The sequence below is a fragment of the Streptomyces sp. NPDC058469 genome (genome assembly GCF_042721125.1).
Lineage (GTDB): Bacteria > Actinomycetota > Actinomycetes > Streptomycetales > Streptomycetaceae > Streptomyces.
On record NZ_JBHXME010000019.1, the window covers coordinates 19,160 to 33,201 of the forward strand.

Sequence of the window (14,042 nt, forward strand, 5' to 3'; positions counted from 1 at the left end):
CTCCTCGCCTACGGCACCTGCGCGGGCTTGAGCGGCAGGGCGGCCCAGATCACCTTGCCGCCGCTCGCCGTGTGCTCGACGTCGCAGACGCCGCCCGCCTCCCGGGTCACCTCGCGCACCAGGAGCAGCCCCCGGCCGCCGGTCTCGTCGTGGTCGGCCACCAGGGCGGTCGGGCGGTAGGGGTGGTTGTCCTCGACGGACACCCGCACCCACTCGGCACCGACGGCGACCTCCACCGCGAGGGTCGGCGACAGCAGCACCGCGTGCCGGACCACGTTGGTGACCAGCTCGGAGACGATCAGCAACAGCCCCTGCAGCAGCTCGTCCGAGAGGGGCACGCCCTGTCGGAAGAGCAGGTCCCGTACGGCGTGTCGTGCCTGCGGGACGGAGGCGTCGACGGCGGAGGCGGTGAACCGCCAGACTCCCTCGTACGGCAGCGGATCCGGCGGGGCGGGGTCCAGGGGATCGTCCCTGCCGCCTTCTGGGCGTGGGCCTGACCCACGCCCGTGGTTCTCCATCGTCCGGTCGCCACCCTTGCGCTCGATTGTCACCACACGACGAGTGTTGGCAACGACCCGCGCCACCCCGGACGACTGAACAGAAGTCAGCAGTTATCGGGTGCCTTCCGACCGCTTTCGCACGACCCGGTCGCTTGTCGGACCGCTCGTGTTCCGATCGTGCCGACTTCGCGAACTCTTCCGGTTGTACGTAGCATCCGGCCCATGGAGCCCCGCCTGCTGCACGACGTCACCGACTCGGTCGCCACCGTCGTCGTCCACCACCCCGGCAAGCGCAACGCGATGACCGCCGAGATGTGGCGGTCGCTGCCGCCGCTGCTCGACACCCTGGCCGCCGATCCGGCCGTGCGGGCGCTCGTGCTGACCGGTGAGGGCGGGACGTTCTGCGCCGGGGCCGACATCTCCACGCTGCGGGAGTCGGCGGGTGAGGCGCAGGGGCTGGCGGTGCTCGCTGAGGAGGCGCTCGCGGCGTTCCCGAAGCCGACGTTGGCGGCGGTCCGGGGGCATTGTGTGGGCGGCGGCGCGCAGTTGGCGGCGGCCTGTGATCTGCGGTTCGCCGAGGAGGGCGCGCTGTTCGGGGTGACTCCGGCGAAGCTCGGGATCGTGTATCCGGCGTCCGCCACCAGGCGGTTGGTGTCGCTGGTGGGTCCGGGGACCGCCAAGTACCTGTTGTTCTCGGGCGAGTTGATCGACGCGGAGCGGGCTCTGCGCACCGGGTTCGTCGACGAGCTGCTGCCCGAGGGCGAACTCGCCAAGCGCGTCGCGGAGTTCACCCGGGTGCTGGTCTCCCGCTCGCAGTTGACGCAGGCCGCGGCGAAGGAGTTCGCCAACGGCCGTACGGACAGGGACGGTTACTGGGCGGAGCAGGTGCGCGGCAGCGGCGACACCGCGGAGGGCGTCGCCGCGTTCCTGGAGCGACGGGCGCCGCGCTTCACCTGGACTACGTCAGGATGAAGCGGCTGCTCGCGCGGAACTTCTCCACGAGGTGCGCGGGCGCCTTCTCCGGGGACCCCGCGTCGTAGGGCGGTTGCGGATCGTACTCGGTCAACAGCTGTACGGCCTGGGCGTGTTCGTCGCCCGCGATCCGGCCGAGCAGGGTGAGGCCCATGTCGATGCCGGAGGAGACGCCGGCCGCGGTGACGTACTTGCCGTCGGTCACCACCCGCTCCCCCGTGGGCTCGGCGCCGAATCGTTTCAGGTGGTCCAGGGCCAGCCAGTGGGAGGTCGCGCGGCGGCCCCGGAGGAGTCCGGCGGCGGCCAGCAGCAGGGAGCCCGTGCACACCGACGTCGTCCAGGTGCTCGTGGCGTCGGCGGCGCGCAGCCAGTCCCGGAGGGTCTCGTTCTCCATCTGCGGGGTCTGACCGGGGCCGCCCGGGACGACCACGATGTCGGGGTTCGGTACGTCGGCCAGGGTCCGGTCGGCGACGAGCGCCAGGTTTCCGGTTTCGTTGCGGATGGGGCCGGCCTCCTCGGCGACGAAGACGGTCTCCGCGTCCGGGAGACGGCCGAGGGTCTCGTAGGGGCCCACGGCGTCCAGGGCGGTGAAGCGGTCGAAGAGGACGATGGCGATCTGCATCGGAGGCCTTTCGGGGTCGATCGGCTGGCGTTCGGTGGTCAATGGGCGGGTGCGGCGGGTGCCCCCGGCGGCCTTTCAGTGGTCAATGGGCGGGGTGCCGCAGGTGCGCCGGGGTCATTCGGCGTTCAGCGGGCGGGTGCGGCGGGGCGCGGGGCCTTTTCGGCTGTCAATGGGCAGGTGCCGCAGGTGCGCCGGAGCCTTTCGGCGTTCAGTGGGCAGGTGCCGCAGGTGCGGCGGGACCTGTCGGTGCTCAGTGGGCAGGTGCGGCCGGTGCGGCGGGACCTGTCGGTGCTCAGTGGGCAGGTGCGGCCGGTGCGCCGGAGCCTTTCGGTGCTCAGTGGGCAGGTGCGGCCGGCGCGCCGGGACCTGTCGGTGCTCAGCGGGTAGCTGCGGGCCAGTCGCCCCGGGGTCCTTTCTGTACTCGGCCGGCTGGTGCGGCCGGGGCCGGGCGGAAGCGGCGGCGGTACTCGGCCGGGGCCGCGCCGAGTGCCTTGAGGAAGGCGCGGCGCATGGCCTCGGGGGTGCCGTAGCCGCTGGCGCGGGAGATCTCCTCGACGCCGTCGCCGGTGTCCTCCAGGAGGCGCCGGGCGTGTTCGAGTCGGACGCGGTCGACGTAGCGGCCGGGGGTCATGCCGGTCTCGGCCTGGAAGGCGCGGGCGAAGTGGCGGGGCGAGAGGCGGGCGCGGGCGGCCAGGGTCTCGACGCTCAGGTCGTCGTCGGGGTGCTCGGTGATCCACTGCTGGACCTCACGGAGGGGCTCCCGCTGGGCCGTCTGGGCGGCGAGCTGGGCGCTGAACTGAGCCTGGTTCCCGGGCCGGCGCAGGAACACGACCAGGTGACGGGCGATGGTCAGCGCCGCGTCCCGGCCCAGGTCCTCCTCGACCAGGGCGAGGGCGAGATCGATGCCCGAGGTTACACCGGCCGAGGTCGAGACGGGTCCGTCCCGGACGTAGATCGGATCGGGGTCGACCGTCACGGCCGGGTGGTCGCGGGCGAGCTTGTCGCAGTACGCCCAGTGCGTGGTGACCCGGCGACCGTCCAGGAGGCCCGCCTCGGCGAGCAGGATCGCCCCGGTGCACACGGAGACCAGCCGCTCGGCGCGCGGCCCGTGTACGCGCAGCCAGCCGGTCACACGCGGGTCCGGGCCGCGCGTGCCCGGTCCGCCGGGGACGATGAGCGTGTGCGGGACGGGTGCGTCGGCGAGGGTCGAGTCCGGTACGACGGTCAGTCCGCTGGAGGTGCGCACCGGACCGCCGTCCAGTGAGGCCGTACGGATGCGGTAGGCCCCCCGGGCCTGCGTCTCCGCGCCCGCGAAGACCTCCACGGGGCCGGTGACGTCGAGGCTCTGCACGTCGTCGAAGAGGACCACCAGGACGGTTCGCATGCCGTCGATTCTTCGCGCTCCGCGTGATAGCCGCAATGACGGGTACCCCACCTTTCCTGCCATCCCGTGCCCACCCCTGGAGCCCGTACCGACCAGTCGGTAACGTGGCCGTCATGACTACTGCCGCCGTCGAGCCCCGTGCCGGGCGCCGCTGCTACAACGCGCTCAACTCCCTGCACTCCACGCTCTACTTCTCGCCCGACCTGGGGAAGGAACTGGGGTCTCTCGGAGTCACGCACCCCAGTGCCGTCAACTTCGCCGTACGGGCGGCGGCGATGGGACCGGTCGGTCCCGGCACGGTGACGGCGACGTTCTACAACTACAAGTACGACCTCGTGGCCCGGCACGTGCCCACCGTCTGGGAGACCGCCTCCCCGGAGCAGGTCCTTCACGCACGCACGCGTGCCGTCGACGCGACCCTGCGGCGCCTGTTGGGCGAGGACGTGGTCGGGTCGGAGGAGATGGCGGAGGCCGCGCGGCTGGCGCTGCGAGCGGCAGAGGCGTGTACGCGTTCCGCCCGGCCCCTGTACGCGGCCCACGCCGATCTGCCGGTCCCCGAGGAGCCCCACCTCGCCTACTTCCATGCGGCCACGCTGCTGCGCGAACACCGAGGCGACGGTCACCTCGCCGTCCTGATGTCCGCCGGACTCGACGGCCTGGAGGCCGTGGTCACCCACACCGCGACCGGCAAGGGCATGGCCCCGAAGTGGGTGTTCGGCACACGCGGGTGGAACCAGGAGGAGTGGGACGCCGCGTCGGGACGGCTCCGGGCGCGCGGGTTGCTCGACGGGGACGGCGAGTTGACGGAGGCGGGGGTCGCGCTGCGCGCCGGGATCGAGGCGGAGACCGACCGGCTGGACCGGGCGCCGTACGGGCATCTGGGTGCGGAGGGCGTCGGCCGGCTGACGGAACTGGCGGCGGCGTTCGCGCGCGCCGCCCTGGCCGCTGGAGCCTTCCCGGCGGATCTGATCGGCAAGTCCTGAGGAATACCGGGTACCCGGTCCTCTTCCGGTCACCGTGGCCGGGAGAGGAAAGGGGAAAACCGTGTTCCGTGCCATCGCAGACGTCCTGCGCCAGATCGGCGGCGCCATCGCCACCGTCGTCACCCTGCCCTTCCGGGCCCTGGCTCGGCTCTTCGGCGGAGCCTCGGGGTCCGCACGCGGCCGTAGGGCCTGATCCCGCCGCCCCGGCCCGCCGGGCAGCGCCCTGATCCCCGACTGTCGGTGTCACCTGCCACAATTGCCGCGCAACCTCAGTGGAGAAGGCGGTACGGGCGTGACGACACCCCTCGTAGGGTCCATCGAAGGCAGGATCGCCGAGGAACTCGGCGTACGGGAGCGGCAGGTGAAGGCGGCCGTCGAGCTGCTCGACGGCGGTTCGACGGTGCCCTTCATCGCCCGCTACCGCAAGGAAGCGACCGAGATGCTCGACGACGCGCAGCTGCGCACGCTCGAGGAACGGCTGCGCTATCTGCGGGAGCTGGAGGAGCGGCGGGCCGCGATCCTCGAATCGGTGCGCGAGCAGGGCAAGCTCACCGAGGAGCTGGAGGCGCAGATCCGCGCCGCCGAGACCAAGGCGCGGCTTGAGGACATCTACCTGCCGTACAAGCCCAAGCGGCGTACCAAGGCGCAGATCGCGCGCGAGGCCGGCCTGGAGCCGCTCGCGGAGGGGCTGTTGGGCGACCCGAGCGTGGAACCGCTGGCCGCGGCCGCCGCGTTCGTCGACGCCGACAAGGGTGTCGCCGATCCGCAGGCCGCCCTCGACGGCGCCCGGGCGATCCTCACCGAGCGGTTCTCGGAGGACGCCGACCTGATCGGCGAGCTGCGTGAGCGGATGTGGGGGCGCGGGCGCCTCGCCGCGAAGGTGCGGGACGGCAAGGAGGAGGCGGGCGCCAAGTTCGCCGACTACTTCGACTTCTCGGAGCCGTTCACCGCACTGCCCTCGCACCGCATCCTCGCGATGCTGCGCGGCGAGAAGGAGGACGTCCTCGATCTCGTCCTGGAGCCCGAGGAGGCCACCGAGGGGCCTTCTTCCTACGAGGGGATGGTCGCCCATCGCTTCCAGGTCCTCGACCGCGGCCGTCCCGGCGACAAGTGGCTCCAGGACACGGTCCGTTGGGCCTGGCGCACCCGCATTCTCGTGCACCTCGGCATCGACCTGCGGCTACGGCTGCGTACGGCGGCCGAGGACGAGGCGGTCAACGTCTTCGCCTCGAACCTGCGCGACCTGCTGCTCGCCGCCCCTGCCGGCACGCGCGCGACGCTGGGCCTGGACCCCGGTTTCCGTACGGGCGTGAAGGTGGCCGTCGTCGACGCGACCGGCAAGGTCGTGGCCACGGACGTGATCTATCCGCACGTCCCGGCGAACAAGTGGGACGACGCCCTCGCCAAGCTGGCCCGGCTGTCCGCCCAGCACTCGGTCGACCTGATCGCGATCGGCAACGGCACGGCGTCCCGCGAGACGGACAAGCTCGCCGGTGAACTCATCACCAAGCACCCGGAGTTGAACCTCACCAAGGTGATGGTGTCCGAGGCCGGCGCGTCCGTGTACTCGGCGTCCGCGTTCGCCTCGGCGGAGCTGCCCGACATGGACGTGTCGCTGCGCGGCGCCGTCTCCATCGCGCGCCGACTCCAGGACCCGCTCGCCGAGTTGGTGAAGATCGACCCCAAGTCGATCGGTGTCGGCCAGTACCAGCACGACCTGTCCGAGGTGAAACTGTCGCGTTCGCTGGACGCGGTGGTCGAGGACTGTGTGAACGGCGTCGGCGTGGACGTCAACACGGCCTCCGCACCGCTGCTTTCACGCGTGTCCGGCATCACCTCCGGCCTCGCCGAGAACATCGTGTCGCACCGTGACGCCAACGGCCCGTTCAAGTCGCGTACGCAGCTGAAGAACGTGGCACGGCTCGGCCCGAAGGCGTACGAGCAGTGCGCGGGCTTCCTGCGCATCCGGGGTGGCGACGACCCGCTCGACTCGTCCAGCGTGCACCCCGAGGCGTATCCGGTGGTGCGGCGGATGGTGAAGACGGCGGGCAGCGAGGTCGCCTCGCTGATCGGCAACACGGCGGTGCTGCGGTCGTTGAAGCCGACCGAGTTCGTGGACGAGACGTTCGGTCTGCCCACCGTGACCGACATCCTCAAGGAGCTGGAGAAGCCGGGGCGCGACCCGCGGCCCGCGTTCAAGACGGCCACGTTCAAGGACGGCGTCGAGAAGATCTCCGACCTCGCCCCCGGGATGGTTCTGGAGGGTGTCGTCACGAACGTCGCCGCGTTCGGGGCGTTCATCGACGTCGGGGTCCACCAGGACGGTCTGGCACACGTTTCCGCCCTGTCGAAAACGTTCGTCAAGGACCCGCGGGACGTGGTGAAGCCGGGTGACATCGTCAAGGTGAAGGTCCTCGACATCGACATCCCGCGCAAGCGGATCTCGCTGACGCTGCGGCTGGACGACTCTGCGGAGGCGCAGGCGCAGGCGCAGGCCTCCGGCGGTGAGCGGCGACAGCAGGGTGGGGGTGCCCAGCGCGGGCAGCGGAGTGGGGGGCGTCCTCCTCAGCAGCGCCAGCAGCAGCGGCAGGGCGGTCAGGGTGGCGGGGCTGGTGGGGCGCGACAGGCGGCGCCGCCGGCGAACAGTGCGATGGCTGATGCTTTGCGGAAGGCGGGGTTGTTGGACCCGGGTAAGAAGGGGAAGCGCTGACGGCTTCGCCGATCAGACCGTAGGGGTTCAGATCGTGGGGAGCTGCAGGCCCGTTGTGGCTGGTCGCGCAGTTCCCCGCGCCCCTACAGGGCGCGTAGCGCCCTGCGACAGACTGGGCGCATGATCTCACCGGACTTCAAAGCCGACCTGCGCGTCTTTCTGCAGGACTCCCGTGACACGTTGCTGTGGAAGCTGGAAGGGCTGTCGGAGTACGACATCCGGCGGCCGATGACGCCGACCGGTACCAATCTGCTGGGGCTGGTCAAGCATCTGGCCGGGGCCGAGGCGTTCTACTTCGGGACGGTGTTCGGGCGGCCGGTCGACGGGCCGGAGTTGTGGATCGCCGGGAACGCCGAGCCGAACGCGGATCTGTGGGCGACGCCGGACGAGACGCGTGAGCAGATCGTCGGGGACTATCGACGGATCTGCGCGCACTCGGACGCGACGATCGAGGCGTTGCCCCTGGACGCGGTCGGCCGCATACCCGGTGAAGGGGGCAACGAACTGACCCTGCACCGCACGCTCGTCCACATGACCTACGAGACGTCCCGGCACGCAGGGCACGCAGACGTCGTACGGGAACTCATCGACGGGGCAGTGGGGCAACGGGCCAGGGGAACCAATATGGCTCCCGGTGACGCGAGTTGGTGGGCGGAGCACCGGAACCGGGTCGAGCGCGCCGCCAAGGAGGCCGATCTCCGCAACGCCGGTGCGAACGACGCCCTTCAGGGGCGCGGGGCTGTGTCGATTTGGGGCTCCGCCGCGGGGCGCGACCAGCCCCCACGGACCCGCAGCCAACGAACCGCCCAAGCAGCCGAGCTCACCGTCGCTCCGTCACCTTCCCGTCCGCCACCTCCAACCGCCGAGTCACCTGAACCGCGTCCAGCATCCGGCGATCGTGGGTGACCAACAGCAGCGTGCCCTCGTAGGCGTCCAGGGCCGACTCCAGTTGCTCGATGGCAGGCAGGTCGAGGTGGTTGGTCGGCTCGTCCAGGACCAGGAGATTCACCCCGCGACCCTGGAGAAGGGCCAGGGCAGAGCGCGTGCGCTCGCCCGGGGACAGGGTCCCGGCGGGACGCATCACGTGGTGTGCCTTGAGGCCGAACTTGGCGAGCAGGGTGCGGACTTCGGCGGGTTCGGTGTCCGGGACGGCCGCGCAGAACGCGTCGAGCAGGGACTCCGTACCGTGGAACAACTGGCGAGCCTGGTCGACCTCGCCGACCAGGACGCCCGAGCCGAGCGTCGCGTGCCCCGCGTCCAGCGGGATACGGCCGAGCAGCGCGCCGAGGAGCGTCGACTTGCCCGCGCCGTTCGCACCGGTCACCGCGACCCGGTCCGCCCAGTCGATCTGGAGGGACACCGGACCGAAGCTGAAGTCGCCCCGCCGTACCTCCGCGTCCCGCAGGGTCGCGACGACCGCGCCGGAGCGGGGCGCGGACGCGATCTCCATGCGCAGCTCCCACTCCTTGCGGGGCTCGTCGACGACGTCGAGGCGTTCGATCATGCGCTGGGTCTGCCGCGCCTTCGCCGCCTGCTTCTCGCTCGCCTCGCTGCGGAACTTGCGGCCGATCTTGTCGTTGTCGTTGTTCGCCTTGCGGCGGGCGTTCTTGACGCCCTTGTCCATCCAGCCGCGCTGCATCTGCGCGCGGTCCTGGAGCGCGGAGCGCTTGTCGGCGTACTCCTCGAAGTCGTCACGGGCGTGCCGCCGCGCCACGTCCCGCTCCTCCAGGTACGCCTCGTAGCCGCCCCCGTAGAGGTTGATCTCCCCTTGGGCCAGGTCGAGTTCGAGGACCTTGGTGACCGTGCGGGTGAGGAACTCGCGGTCGTGCGACACGACGACCGTGCCGGCGCGCAGGCCGGAGACGAAGCGTTCGAGGCGCTCCAGGCCGTCGAGGTCCAGGTCGTTGGTGGGCTCGTCGAGGAGGAAGACGTCGTAGCGGGAGAGGAGGAGGGAGGCCAGGCCCGCGCGTGCCGCCTGGCCGCCGGACAGGGACGTCATCGGCTGGTCCAGGTCGATGGCGAGGCCGAGTGTGTCGGCGATCTCCTCGGCCCGCTCGTCGAGGTCCGCGCCGCCGAGGTCGAGCCAGCGCTCCAGGCTCGACGAGTACGCGTCGTCGGCGCCGGGTGCGCCGTCCACCAGTGCCTGCGTGGCCTCGTCCATGGTCCGCTGGGCCTCGGCGACCCCCGTGCGGCGCGCGAGGAACTCCCGCACGCTCTCGCCCGGCCGCCGTTCCGGCTCCTGCGGGAGATGGCCTACGGTCGCTGCCGGCGGGGAGAGGCGCAGCTCGCCCTCCTCGGGTGCCAGCAGGCCGGCGAGCATCCTGAGCAGGGTGGACTTGCCCGCGCCGTTGGCACCGACGAGACCGATCACATCGCCGGGGGCGACGACGAGGTCGAGCCCGGTGAAGAGGGCGCGGTCGCCGTGTCCGGCGGCGAGATTCTTGGCGACGAGAGTGGCAGTCATCAGACCGCCGATCCTAATCGGTCCCCTTCGCCGCCCGCGCCGCGGTTCTCACCGCGCCATCGCCTCCACCAGCACGCTCCCCGTGGTCCGGGCCACGACGAAGGACTCGCCCTTCACCGCCTTCGCGTCCAGGGCGATGCGGTGGCGGCCGGGTTCCAGGACGCCCTCGAAGAGTTCGTGGGTGTGGTTGCGGTTGAGGCGGTCGAGTCGGTACGCGGTGAGGCGTACCCGGCACGGCGAGGTGACCTCGATCCCCGCCTCGCCGTCGGCGGCGACCAGGCGGGTCAGACGGTGCTGCTCGGCGGGGCGGCGGTCCAGGGCGTGTTCGATCTGGGCGACGAGGAGCGGGACGACGGGGGCGAGGCCGTCGACGTACGCCACGTCGACCCCGGCGCGGTCGAACGCGGCCTGTACGGCGGTCCGTTCGGCCGGAGTGACGGCCCGGCCGAAGGCCACGGCGCCGTAGCCGCGGAGTTCGTCGGCGGGGACGTGGGTCGCGTCGCCGGTGATGTCGGCGCCGATGCCGATGGCGCGCAGGGCGGCGGCGAGCTTGGCGAGGATCGCGACGCGGGCGCCGATCAGCAGGACACGGCGTCCGGCGACCGGGGCGGTGCCGTCGACGAGGGAGTCGAGGGCCGCGCGGTACTCGGCTCCGGCGAAGCGGAAGGGCCCTATTCCGTGGTAGCCGTTGCGCTCCATATCGGCGTGTTCGTCGGTCTGCCAGGCGAAGTCGCGCCAGATGTAGTCGGCGCCGTCCTGCTGGATGACGGCGGTGACGGCGCCGCAGGCCAGGTCCTCGCACTCGGGGCAGCCGTAGATGACGTAGCGTCCGCCCTTCAGTGGTGGGTCCGTCTCCAGGAGGAGGCTGCGGACCTGGGCGGTGAAGATCGCGGGCGGTACGTCGGAGGCGAGTGGGGAGACGGCGTCCAGGTCGGTGAGCTGGAACAGCAGCGGGCGGCCGTCGACGATGAAGTCGACGAAGTCGCGGTGCACCTGGTAGCCGCCGTCCGCGAGGACTTCACCGGCACGCATCGCCGGTGCCAGGCCGAAGGCCGCGTATTCGGCAGACATGCTGTGAGTATCCCCAGAGCGAGGGCGATGTGAGCACTGCATGACACATTCCGCTAGCGTCCGCGCATGGAGAGCGGCATGAGTGGCGATGTGATCGTGGTAGGCGGGGGCGTCATCGGGTTGACGACGGCCGTCGTGCTGACGGAGCGCGGTGCCCGGGTGCGGGTGTGGACGCGGGAGCCTGTCGAGCTGACGACCTCGGCGGTCGCGGGCGCGCTGTGGTGGCCGTACCGGATCGAGCCGGAGGCGCTCGTCGGTGAGTGGGCGCTCCAATCGCTCGTCGTGTACGAGGAGTTGGCGGCGCGGCCCGAGGAGACGGGCGTACGCATGGTCGAGGGCGTACAGGGTGAGACACGGCTGGACGAGCTGGGGCCGTGGGCGGCGCGGGTGCCCGGGCTGCGGGAGGCGCGGGCCGAGGAGTACGCGGGCGGCGGGCTGTGGGCGCAGTTGCCGCTGATCGACATGTCGGCCCATCTGCCGTGGCTGCGGGAGCGGTTCCTGGAGCTGGGCGGGACCGTCGAGGAGCGGTCGGTGACGAACCTCACGGAGGTACCGGCGGCCGTCGTGGTCAACTGCACGGGGCTGGACTCACTTGACCTCGTGCCCGATCGCTCGGTGCGGCCGGTGCGCGGGCAGTTGGTCGTCGTGGAGAACCCGGGGATCACGACATGGCTGACGTCCGTCGACCACTCGGCGGACACGTCCACGTACTTCTTCCCGCAGCCGGGCGGGCTGATCCTGGGCGGCACGGCCGAGGAGGACGCGTGGTCGATGACACCCGATCCGGCAGTGGCCGAGGCGATCATCGCCCGGTGCGCGGCGATCCGGCCGGAGATCGCCGGGGCGCGGGTGCTGGAACACCGGGTGGGCTTGCGGCCCACCCGGCCCTCGGTGCGCCTGGAGCGTGAAGTACTGCGGGACGGGCGGGCGTTGGTGCACAACTACGGTCACGGTGGGGCGGGGATCACGGTGGCGTGGGGATGTGCGCGGGAGGCCGCGGGGCTGGTGGAGGCGGGCGCGAAGTGAGGGGTCGCGCTGTTGGTCGGGAGCGAGGAGACAGGTACCCGGCGAAAGTGTGACACTTTCGCTTAAAGTGTCACACTTTCGCCGGGAGGGTGGCCGCTCCGCCTGCGTCGGCATCGACGAGGGGCCGGGACGGGGGGTACTCCTTACGGCACCCGCTGGACCCTGCTCGGCGCGCGCACGCCGTCGAGTGCCGTGGCCGCCGGTGCGCTGGTGGCCGTAGCGCCCGCCGTGGCCTTCGCGAACGCCGACGCGCCGCCGACGAGCGGGAGTTGGGCCGAAGTGCGGGACAGGTTCACGGCGAGGGTCGGGGTGGTGGACGGCGGATCGATGAGGTCCTTGTCCGTGCCCGCGACGATCAGGGCGAGGCGGTGTCCGGCCGGGACGACGTGGTCGGTCGCCGCCAGGTCGAGGGTGATGGTGTACGCCTTGCCCGGGGTGAGCGGTACGCCCTTCGTGTCGGAGGCGTAGTTGCCGAGGTCGGCCCAGCCGCGGCTGAAGACGTTGTAGTCAACCGCCTTGGTCTTGGCCTGGGTTGCCAGGAAGCAGCCGCTGTCACCCGCCGTGGCCTCGCCCCAGCAGGTGCGGTTCGTGAGCGTGGTGATGCCCTCGGCGGAGTCGGCGTAGTCACGGATGGTGTCGGGGCCGACGTCGACAAGTACGGCCGAGAGATGGGCCGTTGACGTGGTGGGCGTCGCGGTGATCGTCACCTTCGAGGAGCCCGACAGGCGCAGGTCCTTGGTGAGGGGCCCGGTGACGAAACCGGCCTTGCCCGCGGTCGACTTGTCGATCGCGGCCGCCCAATCCGTCTCGCTCTCCTGCGGGTTGTCGGTGAACGTCTCGGTGCCCGCGCCGGTGCCGAGGCCGAGTGTGCCGACGCCCGCCCGGGTGCCCTGCGCCGGGTGGAGAGTGGTCGTCGCGGTGCCGCTCGGCGGCCAGGTCGCCGACGTGACCCACTGGTCGGGGTGGCGTTCGACGTCGGCCATCGGCCGGCGGTCGATTCCGTTGTCGTAGCCGAGGAGTTCGTGGTCGAACCAGCGGTGCAGGGTGTCCACGAAGTCGGCGCGACGGTAGTCGAAGGGGTCGACGTGGCCGGTCTGGGAGAGCCAGATCTTGCGCTCGACGCCGTTCTTGGCGAGGGCGTCCCACCACTGACCGAAGTTCTTGGTGCGGACGTTGAGGTCCTGCATGCCGTGCACGAGGAACACGCTGGCCCTGACCTTGCTCGCGTCCTTGACGTAGTCGCGCTCGGTCCACAGCGGGGTCCAGTCGCCGGTGCGTGGGGCGCCGTCGACGAGTTTCTTCTGTACGGCCGCGCACTTGGCCTGTGCGTCGGGGCTCTCCACGGCGTCGGACAGCCAATCGGGGCCGGAGTCGTAGAGCGGGGCGCCCTTGGCGAAGTAGTAGTCGTACCAGGAGGAGATGGAGCTGATCGGGACGATCGTCTTCAGGCCTTTGACGCCGGTGGCGGCGACGCCGTTGGCGATGGTGCCGTCCCAGCTCTTGCCGATCATTCCGGTCGTGCCGTTGGTCCAACTCGCTTGCGAGCGAGCGGTTCCGGTGCGTGTGGTGTACGCCTTCGCGCGTCCGTTGAGCCAGTCGACCACGGCCTTCGCGGACTGGATGTCGGAGCGGCCGCCGACGTCGACGCAGCCGTCGGAGCGGTTCGTGCCGGCGAGGTCGACGCCGACGAAGGCGTAGCCGCGGGGCACGAAGTAGTTGTCGTAGAAGAGCGGCATCTGGACAACGTTGCCGCTGGCGTCGTACGTCTTCAGCTGGCTCTCGTTGCCGCGTCCGCAGCAGGAGTAGTAGGGGCTGGCGTCCATGATGACGGGGACTTTGCGGCCCTGTCGGGCGGGTTCGCTCGGCCGGACGATGTCGACGGCGACCCGGTCGGTCCTTCCGTCACCGTCGCCGTCGAGTCCGGTGTCCACCCAGACGGCCTCGCGGATGGCCTTCGCGTAGGAGTAGACGGGTTGGCTCTCCTGTGGGGCGCTCTGGGCCGCTGTCGGGGTGAGGAAGGCGGCCAGGAGGGCGGCGATCGCCGCGGTCGCGAGCGATCTCCAGATCGTGAAGCGCGTGCGTTTCGGCATGCGCGGACGGTACATCGGTCAACTCCCGTGCAGGAAGAGGCACTCGGGGTCGTGACGGCCGAATGGCGATCGTGTGACAGGAGGGGCCGTGGACAGGCGCCGGGGCACAGGGACTGAATAGCCTTTGAACAGACTTCGTGGACCGACACCTACGGCTCTTCGACCTTTCGTGGACCCCCACGGCTCTTCGGCTTTTCGTGGAGCCCTACGACTTGGAGTT

General features: G+C 71.1%; 12 protein-coding genes and 1 pseudogene. 7 read left to right on the forward strand and 6 right to left on the reverse strand.

Features of this window, described 5'->3' with window-relative positions; all coding sequences use genetic code 11:
- Positions 1-8 precede the first annotated feature (8 nt).
- Positions 9-518 carry an ATP-binding protein gene (locus tag ACFWP5_RS12350; RefSeq protein ID WP_384154308.1) on the reverse strand — a complete coding sequence of 170 codons (510 nt, stop codon included), beginning with the start codon at positions 516-518 and terminating at the stop codon, positions 9-11.
- A gap of 204 nt (positions 519-722) precedes the next feature.
- On the opposite strand from ACFWP5_RS12350, the gene ACFWP5_RS12355 reads away from it, so the two are divergent.
- Complete coding sequence (locus ACFWP5_RS12355) at positions 723-1,472, forward strand: enoyl-CoA hydratase/isomerase family protein (protein WP_384154197.1); 750 nt, start codon at positions 723-725, stop codon at positions 1,470-1,472.
- Here ACFWP5_RS12355 and ACFWP5_RS12360 read toward each other — a convergent pair.
- Positions 1,459-2,094 (reverse strand): DJ-1/PfpI family protein, encoded by a 636-nt coding sequence (locus ACFWP5_RS12360; RefSeq protein ID WP_384154199.1) that lies wholly within the window; start codon positions 2,092-2,094, stop codon positions 1,459-1,461. The two genes, ACFWP5_RS12355 and ACFWP5_RS12360, sit on opposite strands and share 14 nt — an antisense overlap.
- A 186-nt stretch (positions 2,095-2,280) precedes the next feature.
- On the opposite strand from ACFWP5_RS12360, the gene ACFWP5_RS12365 reads away from it, so the two are divergent.
- Positions 2,281-2,481, forward strand: a complete 201-nt coding sequence (locus ACFWP5_RS12365) for a hypothetical protein (RefSeq protein ID WP_384154201.1) — start codon at positions 2,281-2,283, stop codon at positions 2,479-2,481.
- On the opposite strand, the gene ACFWP5_RS12370 is transcribed toward ACFWP5_RS12365, so the two are convergent.
- Positions 2,471-3,478, reverse strand: a complete 1,008-nt coding sequence (locus ACFWP5_RS12370; RefSeq protein WP_384154203.1) for a GlxA family transcriptional regulator — start codon at positions 3,476-3,478, stop codon at positions 2,471-2,473. The two genes, ACFWP5_RS12365 and ACFWP5_RS12370, sit on opposite strands and share 11 nt — an antisense overlap.
- A 113-nt stretch (positions 3,479-3,591) precedes the next feature.
- On the opposite strand from ACFWP5_RS12370, the gene ACFWP5_RS12375 reads away from it, so the two are divergent.
- From ACFWP5_RS12375 to ACFWP5_RS12390, 4 genes and pseudogenes are all read left to right on the forward strand, one after another.
- On the forward strand, positions 3,592-4,461 hold the full coding sequence (locus ACFWP5_RS12375) for a hypothetical protein (protein ID WP_384154205.1): 870 nt from the start codon (positions 3,592-3,594) through the stop codon (positions 4,459-4,461).
- 61 nt (positions 4,462-4,522) lie between these two features.
- On the forward strand, positions 4,523-4,654 hold the full coding sequence (locus ACFWP5_RS12380; protein ID WP_256959483.1) for an LPFR motif small protein: 132 nt from the start codon (positions 4,523-4,525) through the stop codon (positions 4,652-4,654).
- A gap of 99 nt (positions 4,655-4,753) precedes the next feature.
- Positions 4,754-7,171 carry a Tex family protein gene (locus ACFWP5_RS12385; RefSeq protein ID WP_384154208.1) on the forward strand — a complete coding sequence of 806 codons (2,418 nt, stop codon included), beginning with the start codon at positions 4,754-4,756 and terminating at the stop codon, positions 7,169-7,171.
- Between the two features lie 120 nt (positions 7,172-7,291).
- A pseudogene (locus ACFWP5_RS12390) lies at positions 7,292-7,879 on the forward strand (DinB family protein); the annotation flags it as partial.
- A gap of 112 nt (positions 7,880-7,991) precedes the next feature.
- On the opposite strand, the gene ACFWP5_RS12395 reads toward ACFWP5_RS12390, so the two are convergent.
- Positions 7,992-9,635, reverse strand: a complete 1,644-nt coding sequence (locus ACFWP5_RS12395) for an ABC-F family ATP-binding cassette domain-containing protein (protein WP_384154210.1) — start codon at positions 9,633-9,635, stop codon at positions 7,992-7,994.
- A 48-nt stretch (positions 9,636-9,683) separates the two neighbouring features.
- Positions 9,684-10,706 carry an oxidoreductase gene (locus ACFWP5_RS12400; protein ID WP_384154212.1) on the reverse strand — a complete coding sequence of 341 codons (1,023 nt, stop codon included), beginning with the start codon at positions 10,704-10,706 and terminating at the stop codon, positions 9,684-9,686.
- A gap of 78 nt (positions 10,707-10,784) precedes the next feature.
- On the opposite strand from ACFWP5_RS12400, the gene ACFWP5_RS12405 reads away from it, so the two are divergent.
- Positions 10,785-11,732, forward strand: coding sequence for an FAD-dependent oxidoreductase (locus tag ACFWP5_RS12405; protein WP_384154214.1), 948 nt, complete (start codon positions 10,785-10,787; stop codon positions 11,730-11,732).
- 143 nt (positions 11,733-11,875) lie between these two features.
- Here ACFWP5_RS12405 and ACFWP5_RS12410 read toward each other — a convergent pair whose 3' ends face one another.
- Positions 11,876-13,822: a Xaa-Pro dipeptidyl-peptidase gene (locus tag ACFWP5_RS12410; protein ID WP_384154216.1), complete on the reverse strand. Its 1,947-nt coding sequence runs from the start codon at positions 13,820-13,822 to the stop codon at positions 11,876-11,878.
- Between the last annotated feature and the right edge of the window lie 220 nt (positions 13,823-14,042).

Coding starts and splice junctions, on each gene's coding strand:
- ACFWP5_RS12350 (WP_384154308.1), bottom strand. CDS start 518: ATGGAGAACCACGGGCGTGGGTCAGGCCCACGCCCAGAAGGCGGCAGG.
- ACFWP5_RS12355 (WP_384154197.1), top strand. CDS start 723: ATGGAGCCCCGCCTGCTGCACGACGTCACCGACTCGGTCGCCACCGTC.
- ACFWP5_RS12360 (WP_384154199.1), bottom strand. CDS start 2,094: ATGCAGATCGCCATCGTCCTCTTCGACCGCTTCACCGCCCTGGACGCC.
- ACFWP5_RS12370 (WP_384154203.1), bottom strand. CDS start 3,478: ATGCGAACCGTCCTGGTGGTCCTCTTCGACGACGTGCAGAGCCTCGAC.
- ACFWP5_RS12375 (WP_384154205.1), top strand. CDS start 3,592: ATGACTACTGCCGCCGTCGAGCCCCGTGCCGGGCGCCGCTGCTACAAC.
- ACFWP5_RS12395 (WP_384154210.1), bottom strand. CDS start 9,635: ATGACTGCCACTCTCGTCGCCAAGAATCTCGCCGCCGGACACGGCGAC.
- ACFWP5_RS12400 (WP_384154212.1), bottom strand. CDS start 10,706: ATGTCTGCCGAATACGCGGCCTTCGGCCTGGCACCGGCGATGCGTGCC.
- ACFWP5_RS12405 (WP_384154214.1), top strand. CDS start 10,785: ATGAGTGGCGATGTGATCGTGGTAGGCGGGGGCGTCATCGGGTTGACG.
- ACFWP5_RS12410 (WP_384154216.1), bottom strand. CDS start 13,822: ATGCCGAAACGCACGCGCTTCACGATCTGGAGATCGCTCGCGACCGCG.